This is a genomic window from Sporosarcina sp. P33 (assembly GCF_002077155.1).
Taxonomy (GTDB): domain Bacteria; phylum Bacillota; class Bacilli; order Bacillales_A; family Planococcaceae; genus Sporosarcina.
In genome coordinates, this window is sequence record NZ_CP015027.1 from 2952566 (window position 1) to 2968895 (window position 16330).

The following is a 16330-nucleotide window of genomic DNA, read 5'->3' on the forward strand; positions in this document are numbered from 1 at the left end:
AGATACTTGGAGGGAATATAATGGGTAAAAGAATTTTGGTAGTAGACGATGCGGCATTTATGCGCATGATGATTAAAGACATTTTAACAAAAAATGATTATGAAGTAGTAGGCGAAGCTGCGGATGGCGCTCAAGCGGTAGAGAAATATAACGAATTAAAGCCCGATTTGGTGACAATGGATATTACGATGCCTGAAATGGATGGCATTGCCGCTTTAAAAGCAATTAAAAGTACGGATCCGGGAGCTACAATTATCATGTGTTCCGCAATGGGGCAGCAAGCGATGGTCATCGATGCAATTCAAGCAGGAGCAAAAGATTTCATCGTAAAACCGTTCCAGGCAGACCGTGTTATTGAAGCGATCGATAAAGCGCTGAGCTAAATGCGGCCTATGAATGTTAAATGGATCATTTCGTATCTGGTTCTCTTCCTTCTGTGCACTCCCGTTATGCCGGCAGTTTATGCGGAAACGGATCCGGATATCAGCGTGTCCGAATGTATTGGAAAAGGAAAAGACTGCAGTGACAAAGCACCTGCTGCAGAAGGCGATAAACCCACAGTAACAGATAAAGAACTGGCCGGGCCGACTGGTTTGACAGCTGGGGACTATATCCGGACACTTTTGGCATTCTTATTCGTTATCGGTTTGCTCGTCTGGCTGTTGCGCTTCTTAAACAGACGGAACCGCAGCTTTGATCAAACGCGATTAATGACGAATCTGGGCGGTGTTCCTTTAGGTCAAAATAAATCTATTCAACTAGTAAAAATGGGTAGTCATTACTTTGTGGTGGGCGTAGGAGAGAATGTTCAGCTGCTTCGGGAAATAGATGATCCTCATGAAATTGAAGAGTTACTTGCCCGTTATGATCAGGGCAATGAAGTGCAGAAGGGAATATTGTCCCAACTGTATTCCCGTTTTTCTGCAAAAGGCAAAAACCCATACGCGGAAGATGAATCTACTGTTTTCAGTCAAGTATTCTCTTCTAAAATGGAAGAGATCAAGACTGAGCGAAAAGAGCAATTGGACCGGTTGAAGCGGAAAGGAAGCGACCAAAATGGCTGACTTTCTGAATACATTTTCCAGCAGTGATCCGTCCAATGTCTCTACTTCGATCAAAATGCTTCTGCTGCTGACCGTATTATCACTTGCTCCAGCCATTTTAATTCTGATGACGTCATTTGCACGCATCATTATTGTATTGTCTTTTGTCCGTACGGCGCTGGCTACCCAGCAGATGCCGCCAAACCAGGTGCTGGTTGGATTAGCCCTGTTTTTAACTTTCTTTATTATGTCACCGGTATTATCGCAAGTGAATGAAGAGGCACTGACGCCGCTGTTTGATGAAGAAATCAGTCTGGACGAGGCATATGAACGTGCCAGCGGACCATTTAAAGAATTTATGAGTGAACATACCAGGCAGAAAGATCTGGAATTATTCATGCGTTACAATCAGATGGAAAAACCTGAAACCATTGAAGACATTCCGCTGACGATGATGGTCCCGGCATTTGCCCTGAGTGAAATAAAAACAGCATTTCAAATGGGTTTTATGATTTTTATTCCATTTCTGGTCATCGATATGATTGTTGCAAGTGTCCTGATGTCAATGGGGATGATGATGCTTCCGCCTGTTATGATTTCACTGCCGTTTAAAATTTTATTGTTTGTTCTGGTTGATGGCTGGTATCTCATTATCCAGTCATTGCTGCAAAGCTTTTAGGGAGGAATTTGAATGACGAGTGAATTTGTTATTTCCATCGCAGAACGGTCAGTGTGGGTTATTCTTCTCGCTTCAGGGCCTCTCCTAATTGTGGCGCTGCTGACAGGGCTAAGCGTAAGTATTTTCCAGGCTACCACACAGATTCAGGAACAGACACTGGCATTTGTGCCGAAGATTATAGCGGTTATGGTGGCAATAATATTTTTTGGTCCGTGGATGTTATCGTATGTTACAAATTATGCGAGCGAGATCTTTTCCAATCTTTCCAGGTACGTCGGGTGATTGAATGAATGAACTCATCCCGTCGTTACCCGCATTCTTACTTATTTTGACTCGTGTTACGTCATTTTTCGTAACACTGCCGTTATTCTCTTATAAGTCTATTCCAGCCACACAGCGGCTCATGCTCGCTGCGATATTGGCCTGGATGATGTCTTATTCTGTTACTTTGCCTGAGTTAGAGATTGATGGCCAATACATATTGCTTGTTATAAAGGAAGCGGTAGTCGGCTTGTCAATCGGCATTGCCGCTTTTATTATTATGTCGGCCATTCAGGTGGCAGGCGGATTTATTGATTTCCAGATGGGATTTGCGATAGCGAACGTCATCGATCCGCAGACGGGTGCCCAGTCACCGTTGCTTGGACAATTTTTAAATTCACTGGCAGTGCTCTTGCTGCTCGTTGTGAACGGGCATCATATGCTGCTGGACGGAATATTTTACAGCTATGAATTTGTCCCCGTCACTGCCATGTGGCCGCCGTTTGGCAGTCCGAATATGGCGGACTTTATGGTACTGACATTCGCAAAATCATTTGCTATTGCATTTCAAATGGCAATCCCCGTGGTGGCCACGTTATTTCTTGTGGACTTGGCGCTCGGTATAACAGCACGAGCGGTTCCGCAGTTAAATATCTTTGTGGTCGGTTTTCCTATTAAAATCGGTGTAAGTTTCCTGGTGATCGTCACAATGGCCAGTGTATTCATCGTCGTTATGAAAAAGATGTTTGAAATTATGATCATGACCATGAGAAATCTCATGATACTTCTCGGAGGTGGCTGATTTGTTACTAAGGCTGGATTTACAATTTTTCGCCGGCGAGAAGACAGAGAAAGCCACTCCGAAAAAAAGAGAAGATTCCAGAAAAAAAGGGCAAGTTCTGAAAAGCCAGGACGTGACGAGTGCAATCGTTCTGCTCTCTGTATTTATCTTTATGTTTTTCGCAGCAGGATTCATGCGCGATAATTTTTTCGTGTTTTTCAGAGAATCATTTACACATTTTTTTCCGATCAAAATGATGGATCAAGAACAAGTCATGCTTGTCTACATAAGTATTATTAAACAAATGGCAATTATTCTTCTGCCGATTATGATTATAGCAGTGATTGCGAGTATTGCAGCGAATTTACTTCAATTTGGTCTGTTATTCACTGCAGAGACATTGAAGTTTGATCTAAAGAAAATAGATCCAATCAAAGGATTGAAACGTATTTTTTCCGTTCGGGCGATTGTAGAATTATTAAAATCCATTTTAAAAATTTCGTTCATTGGAACGGTTACTACTCTGATCATCTGGTCAAATCTCGGAAAAGTTCTCGATTTGGCTTTTCGGACACCAGAGTACACCTTACTGACCATTGCAAAATTAGTGGGAATGATGGGCATTATTGCCTCTATGGTATTGTTGTTTATTTCCATTCTGGACTTTCTTTATCAGAAATTTGACTATGAAAAAAATCTTAAGATGTCTAAACAGGATATTAAAGATGAACATAAAAATATGGACGGCGATCCGCTTATTAAATCCCGCATTAAACAGCGGCAGCGGGAGATGGCAATGCGCCGCATGATGTCAGAAATACCTGAAGCGGACGTGGTCATCACGAATCCGACACACTTCGCAATTGCGCTCAAGTACGATGAGGAACAGATGGATTCGCCGATTGTTGTCGCTAAAGGTGCAGATTTTGTCGCACAAAAGATTAAAATGATAGCAAAAGAGAATGAGATTGTCATGGTAGAAAATCGGCCTCTTGCGCGTGCAATGTATGACAAAGTGGAAATTGGCGACCGCATACCGGAAGAGTTCTTTAAGGCGGTTGCGGAAATCTTAGCATACGTTTACCGTATACAGCGGAAAATTTAAGTGAAATAGAGAAAGTAGGGGTGGCATGCAGTTTAAAGATATAGGAGTACTCGCGGCGGTTATTATGATTGTTGCGATGCTTGTCATCCCGTTACCGCCCTGGTTACTGAGTTTCTTAATCATTATCAATATTACACTCGGTTTAATGGTGCTTCTGACTGCAATGAATATGCAGGAAGCGCTGCAGTTTTCTATCTTTCCTTCCTTATTATTGTTATTGACATTATTCCGTCTTGGCTTGAATGTGTCCACTACACGGGCAATATTATCAGAAGGAAATGCGGGTGGCGTAGTTGATACATTCGGCACATTCGTTACCGGCGGGAACATTATCGTCGGACTTGTCGTATTCGTAATCTTGATTATTATTCAATTCATCGTAATCACTAAAGGGTCAGAACGTGTTTCCGAAGTAGCGGCACGTTTTACACTTGATGCAATGCCCGGCAAGCAAATGAGTATTGATGCTGATCTCAACGCAGGAATGATTTCTGATACCGAAGCACGCACACGCCGTGAAAAAGTAAGTAATGAAGCTGATTTCTACGGGGCAATGGACGGGGCAACAAAGTTCGTGAAAGGGGATGCCATCGCCGGGATTATTATAGTCATGATCAACTTGCTTGTCGGGATGATCATCGGGGTCGTGCAGATGGGTCTGCCGTTTGCTGAAGCGGCTGTTCAATTCTCCACACTGACTGTCGGAGATGGAATCGTTTCGCAAATTCCCGCCTTACTGATTTCCACTGCGACAGGGATCGTCGTTACACGAGCCGCGTCAGAAGGAAATCTTGGCACAGATATTACGAATCAATTACTCGGACAGCCTAAATTGCTATATGTGGCATCCGTTACGATTCTTTTACTCGGTTTGGCAACACCGATCAATGACGTCTTAACCATTCCTATCTCAGCCGCTCTGGCAATGGGCGCATTCATGATGTCTCGTAAACCGGAAGAAGATCCGGAAGAACTGCTTGAAATGGAAGAGAATGTGGAAACTGAAGGACTAAAACGACCGGAAAACGTCGTAGATCTATTAAATGTGGATCCCATTGAATTTGAATTTGGCTATGGTCTCATCCCGCTTGTTGATGCAACGCAAGGCGGAGATTTACTCGATCGTGTCGTCATGATACGCCGTCAGCTTGCGATTGAACTTGGCCTTGTCATTCCGGTTGTACGGATTCGGGATAATATTCAGCTGCAGCCGAACGAATACCGCATCAAAATCAAAGGTAATGAAATGGCCAGAGGGGAATTATTGCTGGATCATTATCTGGCGATGAGTCCCGGCGGAGAGGACTTAATTGAAGGGATTGACACAGTTGAGCCTTCATTTGGACTGCCGGCAAAGTGGATCACGGAAGAAACGAAAGAAGAAGCGGAAATCATGGGCTATACAGTCGTGGATCCGCCGAGTGTCGTCTCTACGCATTTGACGGAAATTATTCGGGCTAATGCATCCGATCTGCTTGGACGTCAAGAAACGAAACAGCTAGTGGACCACGTTCATGAAACGTATCCGATACTGGTTGATGAACTTACACCAACGCCGTTATCGATAGGCGAAATTCAGAAAGTACTGGCTAAGCTATTGAACGAACAAGTATCTGTTCGGAATTTACCGATTGTTTTCGAAACGCTCGCAGATTATTCTAAATACACATCCGATGTCGATGTATTGACAGAATACGTCAGGCAGTCTCTTGCACGGCAAATTACGGGTCAATATGTGGCGGGAAATGAGGCGCTAAAAGTATTAACCGTATCCGGCAAAGTAGAAAAGCTTATTGCCGACAGTATCCAGCAAACAGAGCAAGGAAATTTCCTGTCAATCGATCCTTCCCAGTCTCAGCAGATTTTGGAGCGGATCGCCCAAGAAGTGGAACGCGTAGCCATGCTCGATCAATCACCTGTCATCTTATGTTCGCCGGCAATACGTATGTATTTACGTCAGATTACGGAGCGGTATTTCCCGCAAATACCTATATTGTCGTATAACGAACTCGAAGCATCAGTAGAAGTCCAAAGTGTAGGAGTGGTGGATATTTAATGAAAATGAAAAAGTACACAGCACCTACCATGGTGGAAGCGATGGCAAAAGTGCGGGAAGATTTCGGGGACGACGCGGTTATACTGAGTTCCAATGTCACAAAAACTAAAGGCTTTCTCGGACTTTTCAGCAAACGTTCTGTGGAAGTGGTTGCCAGTTATGATAAAACCAATGACCAGCGGATATATGAAACACCGGTACGTTCAGCACCGCAGCAGCTCGCGAAACCGGAATCTGTTGAACGTATTCAACGGGAGATGCGCGAAATCAAGCAGATGCTTCACGATATAAAACCATCTGATCGATCATTTGACAAATTTCCTGATGAATTATTGCCGGTATTAAAAAAGCTGCAGGCGCAAGGACTCGATCATGAATACATCATGGAAATTGGCAATTTGATATTTAATCGAATGAAGCAAGACAAAACAGACTACGCAGAAGACCAGCAAATGGCTATTGTACATGAATGGCTGAAAGAACGTCTTCAAGATATTCCGTTTGGAGGAATCTCTTATCAAAAGAAATTTATCAACGTTCTGGGGCCAACAGGTGTAGGAAAAACGACGACTATCGCGAAAATTGCAGCGCGTGCACTTTTGGAAGAAAGAAAGAAAGTCGGCTTCATTACGACAGACACCTATCGGATTGCGGCAATCGAGCAATTACGGACATATGCCAATCTGCTGCAGGCGCCTGTGGAGATAGCATATAACGAAGAAGATTTTCATGCAGCAATTGAAAAGTTAAAAGATCGCGACCTTATATTTATCGACACTGCAGGAAGAAATTATAAAGAAGCAAAATTTGTGGATGATTTAAAGAATCTCATCGATTTTTCATTAGAAATGGAAACATATCTGGTGCTGTCTACTACGTCAAAAGAACAGGATATGGAAACGATTATCAACCGTTTTGAAAAACTTCCGATTGAAAAGTTTATTTTCACCAAAACAGATGAAACGAATTCTGTGGGTTCTATGTTCAACCTGATGCTGAAGAACCGGATCGGCATGGCCTATTTTACGGATGGACAAGAAGTGCCTGAAGATTTGACGGAGGCGGATGTTGAAAAAGTACTGGCTCTTCTGTTAGAAGGTGATTCACATGCATGATCAGGCAGAAGCGCTTCGATTGAAAATGATGGGAAATCAAAAGCAGGCAGCCCGTTCAATTGCCATCGTCAGCGGAAAGGGCGGTGTAGGCAAGTCGAACTTCACTGCTAATTTCGCATATGGACTAGTGGCGAAAGGAAAGAAAGTCTTAATTGTAGACATGGATATCGGTATGGGGAATATTCATATTTTGTTCGGGGCAACACCAAATTATCATTTAAAGGACTATTTAACTAATTCAAAGGACCTTTGGGAAGTCGTGACACCTATAGAAGATCATTTGGCTTTTATTGCAGGCGGCTCGGGACTGGAAACGGTTCTGGAATGGTCGGATACGATGTTTGCCAGGCTCATAGACGGTTTTTCTATTTTACAGAGAAGCTATGATGTTATTTTATTCGATATGGGTGCGGGCGCGACAAAAAGTTCTATTGATTTGATCGTCGCAATGGATGAGATTATTTTGATTGCAACACCTGAGCCAACATCCATCACAGATGCGTACTCCATGATGAAATTTATTTGTTTGCGGGATGCAAATAAAACATTTCACATCGTAGGCAACCGCGTACTGAAAGAGCAGGAAGGAAAGGATTCATTGGCACGCCTTCAGCTCGCTATGCGGAAGTTTTTGTCGGTAGAAACCAGCGTCCTAGGCCTGTTGCCCGATGATGTGCATGTCCGAAATGCAGTTATTGCGCAAACGCCTTTTATCAGAATGTATCCGAATGCGCAGGTCAGTAAACGGATGCTGTCGATCACGGATACTTTTTTATACGGAGAAAAGCCGGGCACTGCAATTGAAAATTCTGGATTCATAGATAAAATCAAAGGTATTTTCCAAAAGGGGCGTGTCTAATTTGATTACAAGCAAGAAAAAACGAATTCTTGTAGTAGATGATTCGGCTTTTATGCGAAAGCTCATTTCCGATATGCTGAATAAACACCCCATGATGGAAGTAGTCGGCATCGCCAGGAATGGAAGAGACGCGACGGAAAAAGTGCGTGAACTTCGTCCGGATGTCATTACGATGGATATTGAAATGCCTGTAATGAACGGGCTGGAAGCTCTCCAGCAAATCATGGATCAGACGCCGGTTCCAGTCGTGATTCTTTCAAGCACAACGAAACATAATACCGAAAATGCGGTTCTGTCTATGGAATATGGCGCGGTGGATGTTATAGCTAAGCCTGGAGGCGCTATTTCTTTAAATCTGCATGAAATTGAAAAAGAGATAGTAGAAAAAGTATTCGCCGCCTCAAATGTAGGGATACAAACACTGACAAGAAAGATTACATCGTCATACACTCACCAATCATCACCTGTCATTAGAGGAAACGTGCCGGATGTCAGCGGACCGTATGTGACACCAATAGCACAAACGGCAAATTTATCTAAAAATATAGCACCAATTTCCAAAACGTTTGTTATAATAGGTACATCGACCGGGGGCCCAAGAGCCTTGCAGGAAGTCATTACCAGGCTTCCCGCAGAATTCCCCCATCCTATTTTAATCGTGCAGCATATGCCGCCAGGTTTTACTAAGTCATTAGCCGAGCGGCTGAACGGACTGAGTGAAATAACTGTCAAAGAAGCAGAACACGGCGAACACATTGAAAACGGCACGGCCTATATAGCACCTGGCGGCCTGCATTTGAAATTTGAAAAGGCAGGGACAGGTTATCAGATTGTACTGGATGGAGAAGAAGCTCCGCGTTCCGGACACCGCCCGGCAGTAAATGTGCTGCTTGAATCTGCAGCGGCCCATAAAGAATTACGATATGTTACAGCCATCATGACCGGAATGGGATATGACGGAAGAGAAGGAATGGAATTATTACGTGCTGCATGTCAAACAATTACCATAGCGGAATCCAAAAATACTTCCGTTGTGTATGGAATGCCCAAAGCCATAATAGATGCAGGTCTCAGCGATGAAATTAAAGATGTACAGCAGATCGCTGATGCGATAATGGGAAATTTGAAGTAACTAGGGGGCTTTACAATGGATGTAAATCAGTATTTGGATATGTTCATAGAAGAAAGTAAAGAACACTTGCAAGCTTGCAGTGAACAGTTGCTTGCTTTGGAAAATAATCCGGATGATCTGGCAATTGTCAATGAAATCTTTAGAGCAGCTCATACCCTTAAAGGGATGTCCGCAACGATGGGATATGAAGACATTGCGGATCTGACACATAAAATGGAAAACGTCCTGGATGCAATCCGGAATTCGAAAATCAGTGTCTCAACGGAAATACTGGACGTAGTATTCGAAGCGGTGGATGATCTTGAACTTATGGTTCAGGATATTGAAGCAGGCGGCGATGGAAAGAAAGATGTCAGTAAGTTGGTTGAAACCCTTAATCGGATAGAAGCAGGACAGCCATTGGATCTGGAAGCAGAGCCGGCAGCAACTACTGAAGAAGCGCCATTGGAAGTCATTACTTCTACAGGTATTCATTATGACGAATTTGAACTGACTGTAATTTCTCAATCTGCTGAGCAAGGATTTAATGCGCTGGAAATTATAGTGACACTGCGTGAAGACTGCCTGTTGAAAGTGGCACGGGTATTTATGACGTTTGAGATATTAGAAAAATCAGGCGAAGTAATAAAAACAGTTCCTACAGTGGAACAATTGGAAAATGAAGAGTTTGATCAGAAATTTACGATTGTGCTGCTGACACATGAAGATGCTGAAGAGCTCAAATCAAAAGTGATGAAAGTATCTGAAATAGAAGATGTTCAAATTACACTTATCACGGACGAATACGTGCAGAAGTATAAACAATCTATATTGGATGAAAGTGAAGCAGCACCAGCAGCAGTTGAAATCCCTGCCGCTTCCGCAGCAAAAACGGAAAAAAACCAAGAAACATCTCAATCTGCGCCTAAAGCTAAAAAAGCCGCAGCTTCCAATTCAAACAAAACGATCCGCGTAAATATTGACCGTCTGGATATTCTCATGAATTTGTTTGAGGAACTTGTTATCGACCGCGGACGGCTTCAGTCTATTGCAAGTGAACTTCATAATCCTGAACTCAATGAATCTGTGGAAAGAATGACGCGGGTATCCGGAGACCTGCAGAATATCATTTTGAACATGCGGATGGTACCGGTAGAAACAGTCTTTAACCGATTCCCTAAAATGGTTCGTCAATTGGCACGTGATCTGAATAAAAAAATTGATCTCGAAATCATCGGGGCTGAGACAGAACTTGACCGTACAGTAATCGATGAAATCGGCGATCCGCTCGTTCACTTAATCCGTAATGCGCTGGATCACGGAATCGAAAGTCCGGAAGAACGTATTGCAAAAGGAAAGCCTGAAGTAGGCACAGTAACACTTCGCGCCTATCATTCAGGCAACCATGTGTTCATCGAGCTGGAAGATGACGGAGCTGGTGTGAACCGTGAGCGTGTAGTCGGAAAGGCCATTGAACGCGGCATAGTCAGTGAAGAAGCAGCAGAATCACTGACGAATAAACAAGTGGCGGAATTGATTTTGGCATCGGGCTTCTCCACAGCGGCATCGATCACAGATGTTTCAGGGCGCGGTGTCGGACTGGATGTGGTCAAGAATACCATCGAATCACTGGGCGGCCACATTTCGATCGATTCCACTGAAGGAAAAGGTTCATTATTCCAGGTGCAGCTGCCGCTGACTCTCTCTATTATCTCTGTCATGCTGGTGGAACTGGATAAAGAGATATACGCAATTCCATTGTCATCCATTATTGAAACGGCAATTATTCAGAAATCGGATATTTTAAATGCGCATAATCAGCCGGTTATCGATTTCCGCGGAACAATTGTGCCGTTAGTGGATTTGAAAGAAATATTCGAAATGAAAAATAAAAGTGCTGAAGACGAAGAATTCCAGTCCATTGTTATTGTCCGTAAAGGAGACAGCCTGGCGGGGTTAGTTGTAGATTCATTCATCGGACAGCAGGAAATCGTCCTGAAATCACTTGGAGATTATCTCCAAAGTGTCTTTGCGATATCTGGCGCTACAATTCTCGGGAACGGTCAAGTGGCGTTAATTGTTGACTGTAATGCATTGATTAAATAATCGAGGTGACGACATGACAAAAGCTGTAGAATTGAGCGATATGAAAGTAATCGTCTTCCAATTGATGAATAAAGAATATGCAATCGGCCTGGATGCAGTGGAATCCATCGAGAAATCATTATCCATTACACGTGTGCCGCGCATGCCTTCCTATGTAAAGGGGGTATTGAATTTACGGGGCGTTGTAACACCGGTAGTTGATTTGCGTGAACGTTTTGATATGGAATATAAAGAGTTTGATGAAACGAGCTGTATTATTATTGTGTCACACGGAGACTCTGAAGTCGGTTTGATTGTAGATGACGCCAATGATGTAATGGATGTGCCAAGCAGTGCAATCGGTCCCCAGCCGGAAGTGGTGGGATCAGTAGAATCTGAATTTATTTCGGGTGTGGCAAAAGTAGGTAAACGTCTGTTGGTTATGCTGAATCTGGAAAAAGTGCTGCAGCCGATTAAGAAGGGGAACTCCGATGAATTCTGATAATGAAATCACCGAAATGCATCTTGATGTGTTAAAGGAAATTGGCAATATCGGTGCAGCCCACGCAGCCACATCATTATCACAGCTGTTGGGTCAAAAAATTGATATGCGTGTGCCGAATGTGGAACTTGTAACATTCGACGAAATGTTTGACTTGGCAGGCGGCACTGAAAAAGTAGTAGCGGGCATCTTTTTGCGGATCGAAGGCGATTTGACAGGCACAATGTTTTTTGTGCTGACAATTGAATCTGCCACACAGTTCATCCGTAAATTAACCGGTGACGCAGCATTCACATTTATGGATGTCGAAGATCTTGGGATGGGCGCTTCAGCGCTTCAGGAGTTAGGAAACATATTGTCAGGTTCTTATTTATCCGCACTGTCAGATTTCACTTCATTAAATATATATCCGACGGTACCTTCTTTGAGCGTGGATATGGTGGGTGCAATAGTCAGCTTCGGCCTGATCGAAGTATCTCAGTACAGCGATGAAGTCATCGTTATAGAGACGGAAATATTACAGGAAGGGGAACAGGGAATCTCGAGTCTCGCCGGGCATTTCTTCTTGTTGCCTGATCCGCCGTCTTACCGTACAATATTCAGTTCATTAGGTGTTCTGTAAATGGCAAATGTACAAACGGTAGTGCGTGTAGGAATTGCAGATATGAATATTGCTAAATCTCCCCATACGATTCGCACATCAGGCCTCGGTTCGTGTGTGGGCGTAGTACTGTATGATTCGTCGAAAAAAATTTCAGGCATGGTGCATGTCATGCTGCCAGACAGTGAGCTTGGGAAGTCCACTAAGCTGAATGTCGCAAAGTTTGCGGATACAGGGATTCATGCAATGATTGAATTACTGAAAGCGGAAGGGGTCAGACCTTTCAGTATTAAAGCGAAAATTGCAGGCGGTGCTCAAATGTTCCAGTTCGGTTCAAACGACACCATTCGGATCGGTCCGCGTAATGTGGAAGCTGTAAAAAAAGAGTTAAACAGATATTCGATTCCCATTGTTTCTGAGGATACGGGGGGATCGAGCGGACGTACAATTGAATTTGATCCCGAAACAAGTATCTTGCACGTTCGAACGGTGAATGCCGGAACGCAAGAAATCTGACAATAAGAGAAAAGGCGGCTAATCCATTAGTCGCCTTTATCTATTAAGATTTGTTATACTTATACATAAGAGTTGGAAATTCGCAGAAAGAACCTGACAGGAAAGGCGTGAATTCGATGGCAAATCAAGACGTAACTGAACGGCATCAGTGGAAATTATGGATCGAAAACCGTGATCCTGATGCAGGTGATACGTTAGTTCGGATGTATACACCTCTTGTCAATTATCACGTACAGCGAATCAGTGCCGGACTGCCGAAAAACGTTTCACGGGACGAAATCAAATCACTCGGGTATCAGGGTCTTTTTGATGCACTTACGAAATTTGACCCTGCCCGTGATCTGAAGTTCGATACGTATGCGTCTTTTCGTATACGCGGCACCATTATCGACGGGCTGCGGAAAGAAGACTGGCTGTCCCGCTCCTCCCGTGAAAAAACGAAAAAAATGGACGAAGAGATCAGCAAGCTGGAGCAGACTTATTTACGGTCGGTAACACCGGAAGAAGTGGCGGATCATTTAGGCGTGACTACAGATCAAGTCTATCAAACCGTGCATGAACAGTATTTTGCTAATGTCTTATCGATTGATGAGAAGATGAATGACGATGATGAACAAAATGATCAGACATTCGTATTGCAGGATGAAAAAACAAAAACACCAGAACAGCAATCCGTAAAGAATGAATTGCTTTCAGACCTGACGGCAAAGATTAAAGAACTGAATGAAAATGAACAGCTCGTGTTAAGTTTATTTTATCAGGAAGATATGACGCTGACTGAAATAGGTGAAATTCTAAGTTTATCTACTTCTCGAATTTCCCAAATTCATTCAAAAGCGTTATTTAAATTACGGTCGCTGCTTGCGGCTGAAATTACGGACGGAGGGATTTTATGAGTTTGAAAAGTATTGAACTTCAAATTGCAATCCCCAAAACATTCGAAGCAGGTAAAATTGCTGAGCAGAAGCAGCAACAGTCCCAGCTGGCACAGGACAGTGCAAATATGCTGACCGAAAAGCAGGCGCTTAAAAGCAAAGAAACTGTTTTAGAAGCGGATCCGTATGCTAAGTTGGACGCAGACGACCGTCAGCCTGATGATGAGTCCGATCAAAGAAAAGAAAAACAAAAGAAAGAACAGCAGCGGCCCAAGCATCCATTCAAAGGGTCGTTTGTTGACTGCAGCGGGTAAACCACATGGGAATCTTACTGGCACTTTTATTCATCTTACAAATTATCAGTTTTATGGTTATTACGCTGCTGTTTTTAAAAATATCCAAATTCAATAACCTCGAAAAAAAACAGCAGCAGCTCATGAAGGAAATGGATCAGTCGGTACTGGCGTATTTGTCAGAAATCAAAGAAGAAAATGACCGGCTGATCAGTCAGCTGGAACAACAGGCGCATTCGAATAACGGCACTTTGAAGGATAGGCAGCCGATTTCCGAAGCACCTGAAAAAACAGCTGCGACGAAACAGCCGCAGCCAAAACCTCATCCGTTGCCTGTTCAGTTAGCGCTTCGTTCTTATCAAAAAAATGCAGAGAATAAGCCAAAGGCAAAAGAATCCCTGCCAAACCAGGAGCCAAAACCACTGGATGACCGAGAGATGGCCAAGCAGCTGTACGCTGAAGGAAAGTCCATTTCAGAAATTGCCAGAGAACTGAAAAAAGGTAAAACGGAAATCGAATTATTATTAAAGTTTGGCTGAAAGTACACACAGTGGTTGCAACCAGTGCAGAACTATGTTATTTTAGTAGATGGTATTACTACACACGCGTTCGGATGAATGAGTGGGTGCCATTACGGTCACTTATTCGCATGATGTTCGCGGAGGACAAAACCAATAGGAGGAATTAAACATGTCAGTAATCTCAATGAAACAATTGCTAGAAGCAGGTGTACACTTCGGACACCAAACACGCCGCTGGAACCCAAAAATGAAGAAGTATATTTTTGTGGAGCGTAACGGCATCTACATCATCGACCTTCAAAAGACGGTCAAAAAATTAGAGGAAGCTTACAACTTCATGCGCCAAGTCGGTGCTGACGGCGGTAAAGTCCTTTTCGTTGGTACGAAGAAACAAGCACAAGAAGCGATCAAAGAAGAAGCAGAACGTGCAGGAATGTACTACATCAACCAGCGCTGGTTGGGTGGAACATTAACTAACTTCGGTACTATTCAAAAGCGTGTAGCACGTATGAAAGCTATTGAGAAAATGGAAGAGGACGGCACATTCGACGTACTTCCAAAGAAAGAAGTTTCTCAATTAAATAAAGAGCACGAACGTCTTGTGAAATTCTTAGGCGGTATCCGTGACATGAAAGGCTTGCCGGATGTAATCTTTATCGTGGATCCACGTAAAGAGCGTATCGCGGTAGCTGAAGCAATCAAATTGAATATTCCACTCGTTGGAATCGTAGATACTAACTGTGATCCGGACGAAATCGACTATGTCATCCCGGCGAACGACGATGCAATCCGCGCAGTACGTTTACTTACAAGCAAAATGGCAGATGCTTTGATTGAATCCCGTCAAGGTGAAGACGATGAAGCAGCTGAAACAGCAAGCGAAACAGCAACTGTTACTGCAGAGTGAAATGAGTAAATGATGAGACGATAAGCGGCGTACCCCTTATCGTCTTTTTTAGAGTAATACGCAAGTCAGATGATATATAAATAGGAGGAATTCTCACATGGCAACAATTACAGCCCAAATGGTTAAAGAACTACGTGAAAAAACTGGCGCAGGAATGATGGACTGCAAAAAAGCATTGACGCAAGTCGACGGAGACATGGACGCAGCATTGGATTTCTTGCGTGAAAAAGGCCTTTCAAGTGCAGCGAAAAAAGCAGACCGTATTGCAGCTGAAGGAGTAACAAACATTTTAGTTCAAGGTAACGAAGCGGTAATCCTTGAAGTGAATGCTGAGACAGACTTCGTAGCGAAAAACGAAGGCTTCCAGACACTTGTTAAAGAAATCTCCGAGTTTTTACTTGCGGCAAAGCCTGCTTCTGTAGAGGAAGCAAACGATGCGAAACTGGACAACGGATTGACTGTATCAGAGCACATCTCAAATGCGGTAGCTAAAATCGGTGAAAAGATCACTCTTCGCCGCTTTGAAATCCGTGAGAAGACAGATCAGGACGCTTTCGGACCATACCTTCACATGGGCGGACGTATTGCGGTATTGACTGTTCTTGAAGGTTCAACTGATGCAGAAGCAGCGAAAGATGTTGCAATGCACATCGCGGCAATGAATCCAAAATACATTTCACGTGACGAAGTATCTGCTGACGAAGTAGAGCGCGAGCGTAAAGTATTGACTGAGCAGGCATTGAATGAAGGCAAGCCGGAAAATATCGTTGCGAAAATGGTAGAAGGCCGTCTTGGAAAATACTTCGAAGAAATCTGCGTACTGGACCAAGCGTTTGTTAAAAACTCAGATCAAAAAGTTCGTGATTTCGTAAAATCGACTGGCGGAACTTTAGTCGAGTTTATTCGTTATGAAGTGGGCGAAGGAATTGAAAAGCGCGAAGATAACTTTGCTGACGAAGTAATGAGCCAGGTTAAAGGTAACTGAGTATAATACAACCTTACAGAGGAGCACATCTATTA

19 protein-coding genes are annotated in these 16330 nt (G+C 43.3%); all 19 read left to right on the plus strand.

All coding sequences use genetic code 11. From position 1 onward, the window contains the following. Positions 1-20 precede the first annotated feature (20 nt). The 19 genes from SporoP33_RS14405 to tsf all read left to right on the plus strand — a co-directional run bounded on the left by SporoP33_RS14405 (position 21) and on the right by tsf (position 16295). Positions 21-383: a response regulator gene (locus tag SporoP33_RS14405; RefSeq protein ID WP_081244370.1), complete on the plus strand. Its 363-nt coding sequence runs from the start codon at positions 21-23 to the stop codon at positions 381-383. A 9-nt stretch (positions 384-392) separates the two neighbouring features. Further along, entirely contained in the window at positions 393-1064 is a 672-nt protein-coding gene (locus tag SporoP33_RS14410; protein ID WP_196796810.1) for a flagellar biosynthetic protein FliO, read from the plus strand. Further along, a complete protein-coding gene (gene fliP, locus SporoP33_RS14415; protein WP_081244372.1) occupies positions 1057-1722 on the plus strand; it encodes a flagellar type III secretion system pore protein FliP in 666 nt (221 codons plus the stop codon). The genes SporoP33_RS14410 and fliP overlap by 8 nt, the downstream gene beginning before the upstream one ends. A gap of 12 nt (positions 1723-1734) precedes the next feature. Beyond that, complete coding sequence (gene fliQ, locus SporoP33_RS14420; protein WP_081244373.1) at positions 1735-2004, plus strand: flagellar biosynthesis protein FliQ; 270 nt, start codon at positions 1735-1737, stop codon at positions 2002-2004. A 4-nt stretch (positions 2005-2008) separates the two neighbouring features. Continuing rightward, complete coding sequence (gene fliR, locus SporoP33_RS14425) at positions 2009-2785, plus strand: flagellar biosynthetic protein FliR (protein ID WP_081244374.1); 777 nt, start codon at positions 2009-2011, stop codon at positions 2783-2785. Next, on the plus strand, positions 2778-3869 hold the full coding sequence (gene flhB, locus SporoP33_RS14430) for a flagellar biosynthesis protein FlhB (protein ID WP_081244375.1): 1092 nt from the start codon (positions 2778-2780) through the stop codon (positions 3867-3869). Before fliR ends, flhB begins: the two co-directional genes overlap by 8 nt. A 25-nt stretch (positions 3870-3894) precedes the next feature. Further along, complete coding sequence (gene flhA / locus SporoP33_RS14435; RefSeq protein ID WP_081244376.1) at positions 3895-5925, plus strand: flagellar biosynthesis protein FlhA; 2031 nt, start codon at positions 3895-3897, stop codon at positions 5923-5925. Beyond that, positions 5925-7040 carry a flagellar biosynthesis GTPase FlhF gene (flhF, locus tag SporoP33_RS14440; RefSeq protein ID WP_081244377.1) on the plus strand — a complete coding sequence of 372 codons (1116 nt, stop codon included), beginning with the start codon at positions 5925-5927 and terminating at the stop codon, positions 7038-7040. Before flhA ends, flhF begins: the two co-directional genes overlap by 1 nt. After that, complete coding sequence (locus tag SporoP33_RS14445; protein WP_081244378.1) at positions 7033-7899, plus strand: MinD/ParA family protein; 867 nt, start codon at positions 7033-7035, stop codon at positions 7897-7899. The genes flhF and SporoP33_RS14445 overlap by 8 nt, the downstream gene beginning before the upstream one ends. 52 nt (positions 7900-7951) lie before the next feature. Then, a complete protein-coding gene (locus SporoP33_RS14450; RefSeq protein WP_369821986.1) occupies positions 7952-9031 on the plus strand; it encodes a protein-glutamate methylesterase/protein-glutamine glutaminase in 1080 nt (359 codons plus the stop codon). Positions 9032-9046: 15 nt separating this feature from the next. After that, complete coding sequence (locus SporoP33_RS14455; RefSeq protein ID WP_081244380.1) at positions 9047-11116, plus strand: chemotaxis protein CheA; 2070 nt, start codon at positions 9047-9049, stop codon at positions 11114-11116. Between the two features lie 13 nt (positions 11117-11129). Beyond that, positions 11130-11597 (plus strand): chemotaxis protein CheW, encoded by a 468-nt coding sequence (locus SporoP33_RS14460; RefSeq protein ID WP_081244381.1) that lies wholly within the window; start codon positions 11130-11132, stop codon positions 11595-11597. Next, a complete protein-coding gene (locus SporoP33_RS14465) occupies positions 11587-12219 on the plus strand; it encodes a chemotaxis protein CheC (protein ID WP_081244382.1) in 633 nt (210 codons plus the stop codon). Before SporoP33_RS14460 ends, SporoP33_RS14465 begins: the two co-directional genes overlap by 11 nt. After that, entirely contained in the window at positions 12220-12714 is a 495-nt protein-coding gene (locus tag SporoP33_RS14470; RefSeq protein WP_081244383.1) for a chemotaxis protein CheD, read from the plus strand. A gap of 116 nt (positions 12715-12830) precedes the next feature. Next, a complete protein-coding gene (locus SporoP33_RS14475) occupies positions 12831-13610 on the plus strand; it encodes a FliA/WhiG family RNA polymerase sigma factor (protein ID WP_081244384.1) in 780 nt (259 codons plus the stop codon). Then, a complete protein-coding gene (locus SporoP33_RS14480; protein ID WP_081244385.1) occupies positions 13607-13903 on the plus strand; it encodes a hypothetical protein in 297 nt (98 codons plus the stop codon). Before SporoP33_RS14475 ends, SporoP33_RS14480 begins: the two co-directional genes overlap by 4 nt. A gap of 5 nt (positions 13904-13908) precedes the next feature. Then, positions 13909-14421: a helix-turn-helix domain-containing protein gene (locus SporoP33_RS14485; protein WP_081244386.1), complete on the plus strand. Its 513-nt coding sequence runs from the start codon at positions 13909-13911 to the stop codon at positions 14419-14421. A gap of 151 nt (positions 14422-14572) precedes the next feature. Further along, entirely contained in the window at positions 14573-15310 is a 738-nt protein-coding gene (gene rpsB / locus SporoP33_RS14490) for a 30S ribosomal protein S2 (protein ID WP_081244387.1), read from the plus strand. 97 nt (positions 15311-15407) lie between these two features. After that, positions 15408-16295: a translation elongation factor Ts gene (gene tsf, locus SporoP33_RS14495; RefSeq protein WP_081244388.1), complete on the plus strand. Its 888-nt coding sequence runs from the start codon at positions 15408-15410 to the stop codon at positions 16293-16295. Positions 16296-16330: the final 35 nt, after the last annotated feature.

Excerpts from the sequence above, each read along its gene's own strand:
- SporoP33_RS14405 (WP_081244370.1), top strand. The coding sequence starts at position 21 with ATGGGTAAAAGAATTTTGGTAGTAGACGATGCGGCATTTATGCGCATG.
- SporoP33_RS14410 (WP_196796810.1), top strand. The coding sequence starts at position 393 with ATGAATGTTAAATGGATCATTTCGTATCTGGTTCTCTTCCTTCTGTGC.
- fliP (WP_081244372.1), top strand. The coding sequence starts at position 1,057 with ATGGCTGACTTTCTGAATACATTTTCCAGCAGTGATCCGTCCAATGTC.
- fliQ (WP_081244373.1), top strand. The coding sequence starts at position 1,735 with ATGACGAGTGAATTTGTTATTTCCATCGCAGAACGGTCAGTGTGGGTT.
- fliR (WP_081244374.1), top strand. The coding sequence starts at position 2,009 with ATGAATGAACTCATCCCGTCGTTACCCGCATTCTTACTTATTTTGACT.
- flhA (WP_081244376.1), top strand. The coding sequence starts at position 3,895 with ATGCAGTTTAAAGATATAGGAGTACTCGCGGCGGTTATTATGATTGTT.
- flhF (WP_081244377.1), top strand. The coding sequence starts at position 5,925 with ATGAAAATGAAAAAGTACACAGCACCTACCATGGTGGAAGCGATGGCA.
- SporoP33_RS14445 (WP_081244378.1), top strand. The coding sequence starts at position 7,033 with ATGCATGATCAGGCAGAAGCGCTTCGATTGAAAATGATGGGAAATCAA.
- SporoP33_RS14450 (WP_369821986.1), top strand. The coding sequence starts at position 7,952 with ATGCGAAAGCTCATTTCCGATATGCTGAATAAACACCCCATGATGGAA.
- SporoP33_RS14455 (WP_081244380.1), top strand. The coding sequence starts at position 9,047 with ATGGATGTAAATCAGTATTTGGATATGTTCATAGAAGAAAGTAAAGAA.
- SporoP33_RS14460 (WP_081244381.1), top strand. The coding sequence starts at position 11,130 with ATGACAAAAGCTGTAGAATTGAGCGATATGAAAGTAATCGTCTTCCAA.
- SporoP33_RS14465 (WP_081244382.1), top strand. The coding sequence starts at position 11,587 with ATGAATTCTGATAATGAAATCACCGAAATGCATCTTGATGTGTTAAAG.
- SporoP33_RS14470 (WP_081244383.1), top strand. The coding sequence starts at position 12,220 with ATGGCAAATGTACAAACGGTAGTGCGTGTAGGAATTGCAGATATGAAT.
- SporoP33_RS14475 (WP_081244384.1), top strand. The coding sequence starts at position 12,831 with ATGGCAAATCAAGACGTAACTGAACGGCATCAGTGGAAATTATGGATC.
- SporoP33_RS14480 (WP_081244385.1), top strand. The coding sequence starts at position 13,607 with ATGAGTTTGAAAAGTATTGAACTTCAAATTGCAATCCCCAAAACATTC.
- SporoP33_RS14485 (WP_081244386.1), top strand. The coding sequence starts at position 13,909 with ATGGGAATCTTACTGGCACTTTTATTCATCTTACAAATTATCAGTTTT.
- rpsB (WP_081244387.1), top strand. The coding sequence starts at position 14,573 with ATGTCAGTAATCTCAATGAAACAATTGCTAGAAGCAGGTGTACACTTC.
- tsf (WP_081244388.1), top strand. The coding sequence starts at position 15,408 with ATGGCAACAATTACAGCCCAAATGGTTAAAGAACTACGTGAAAAAACT.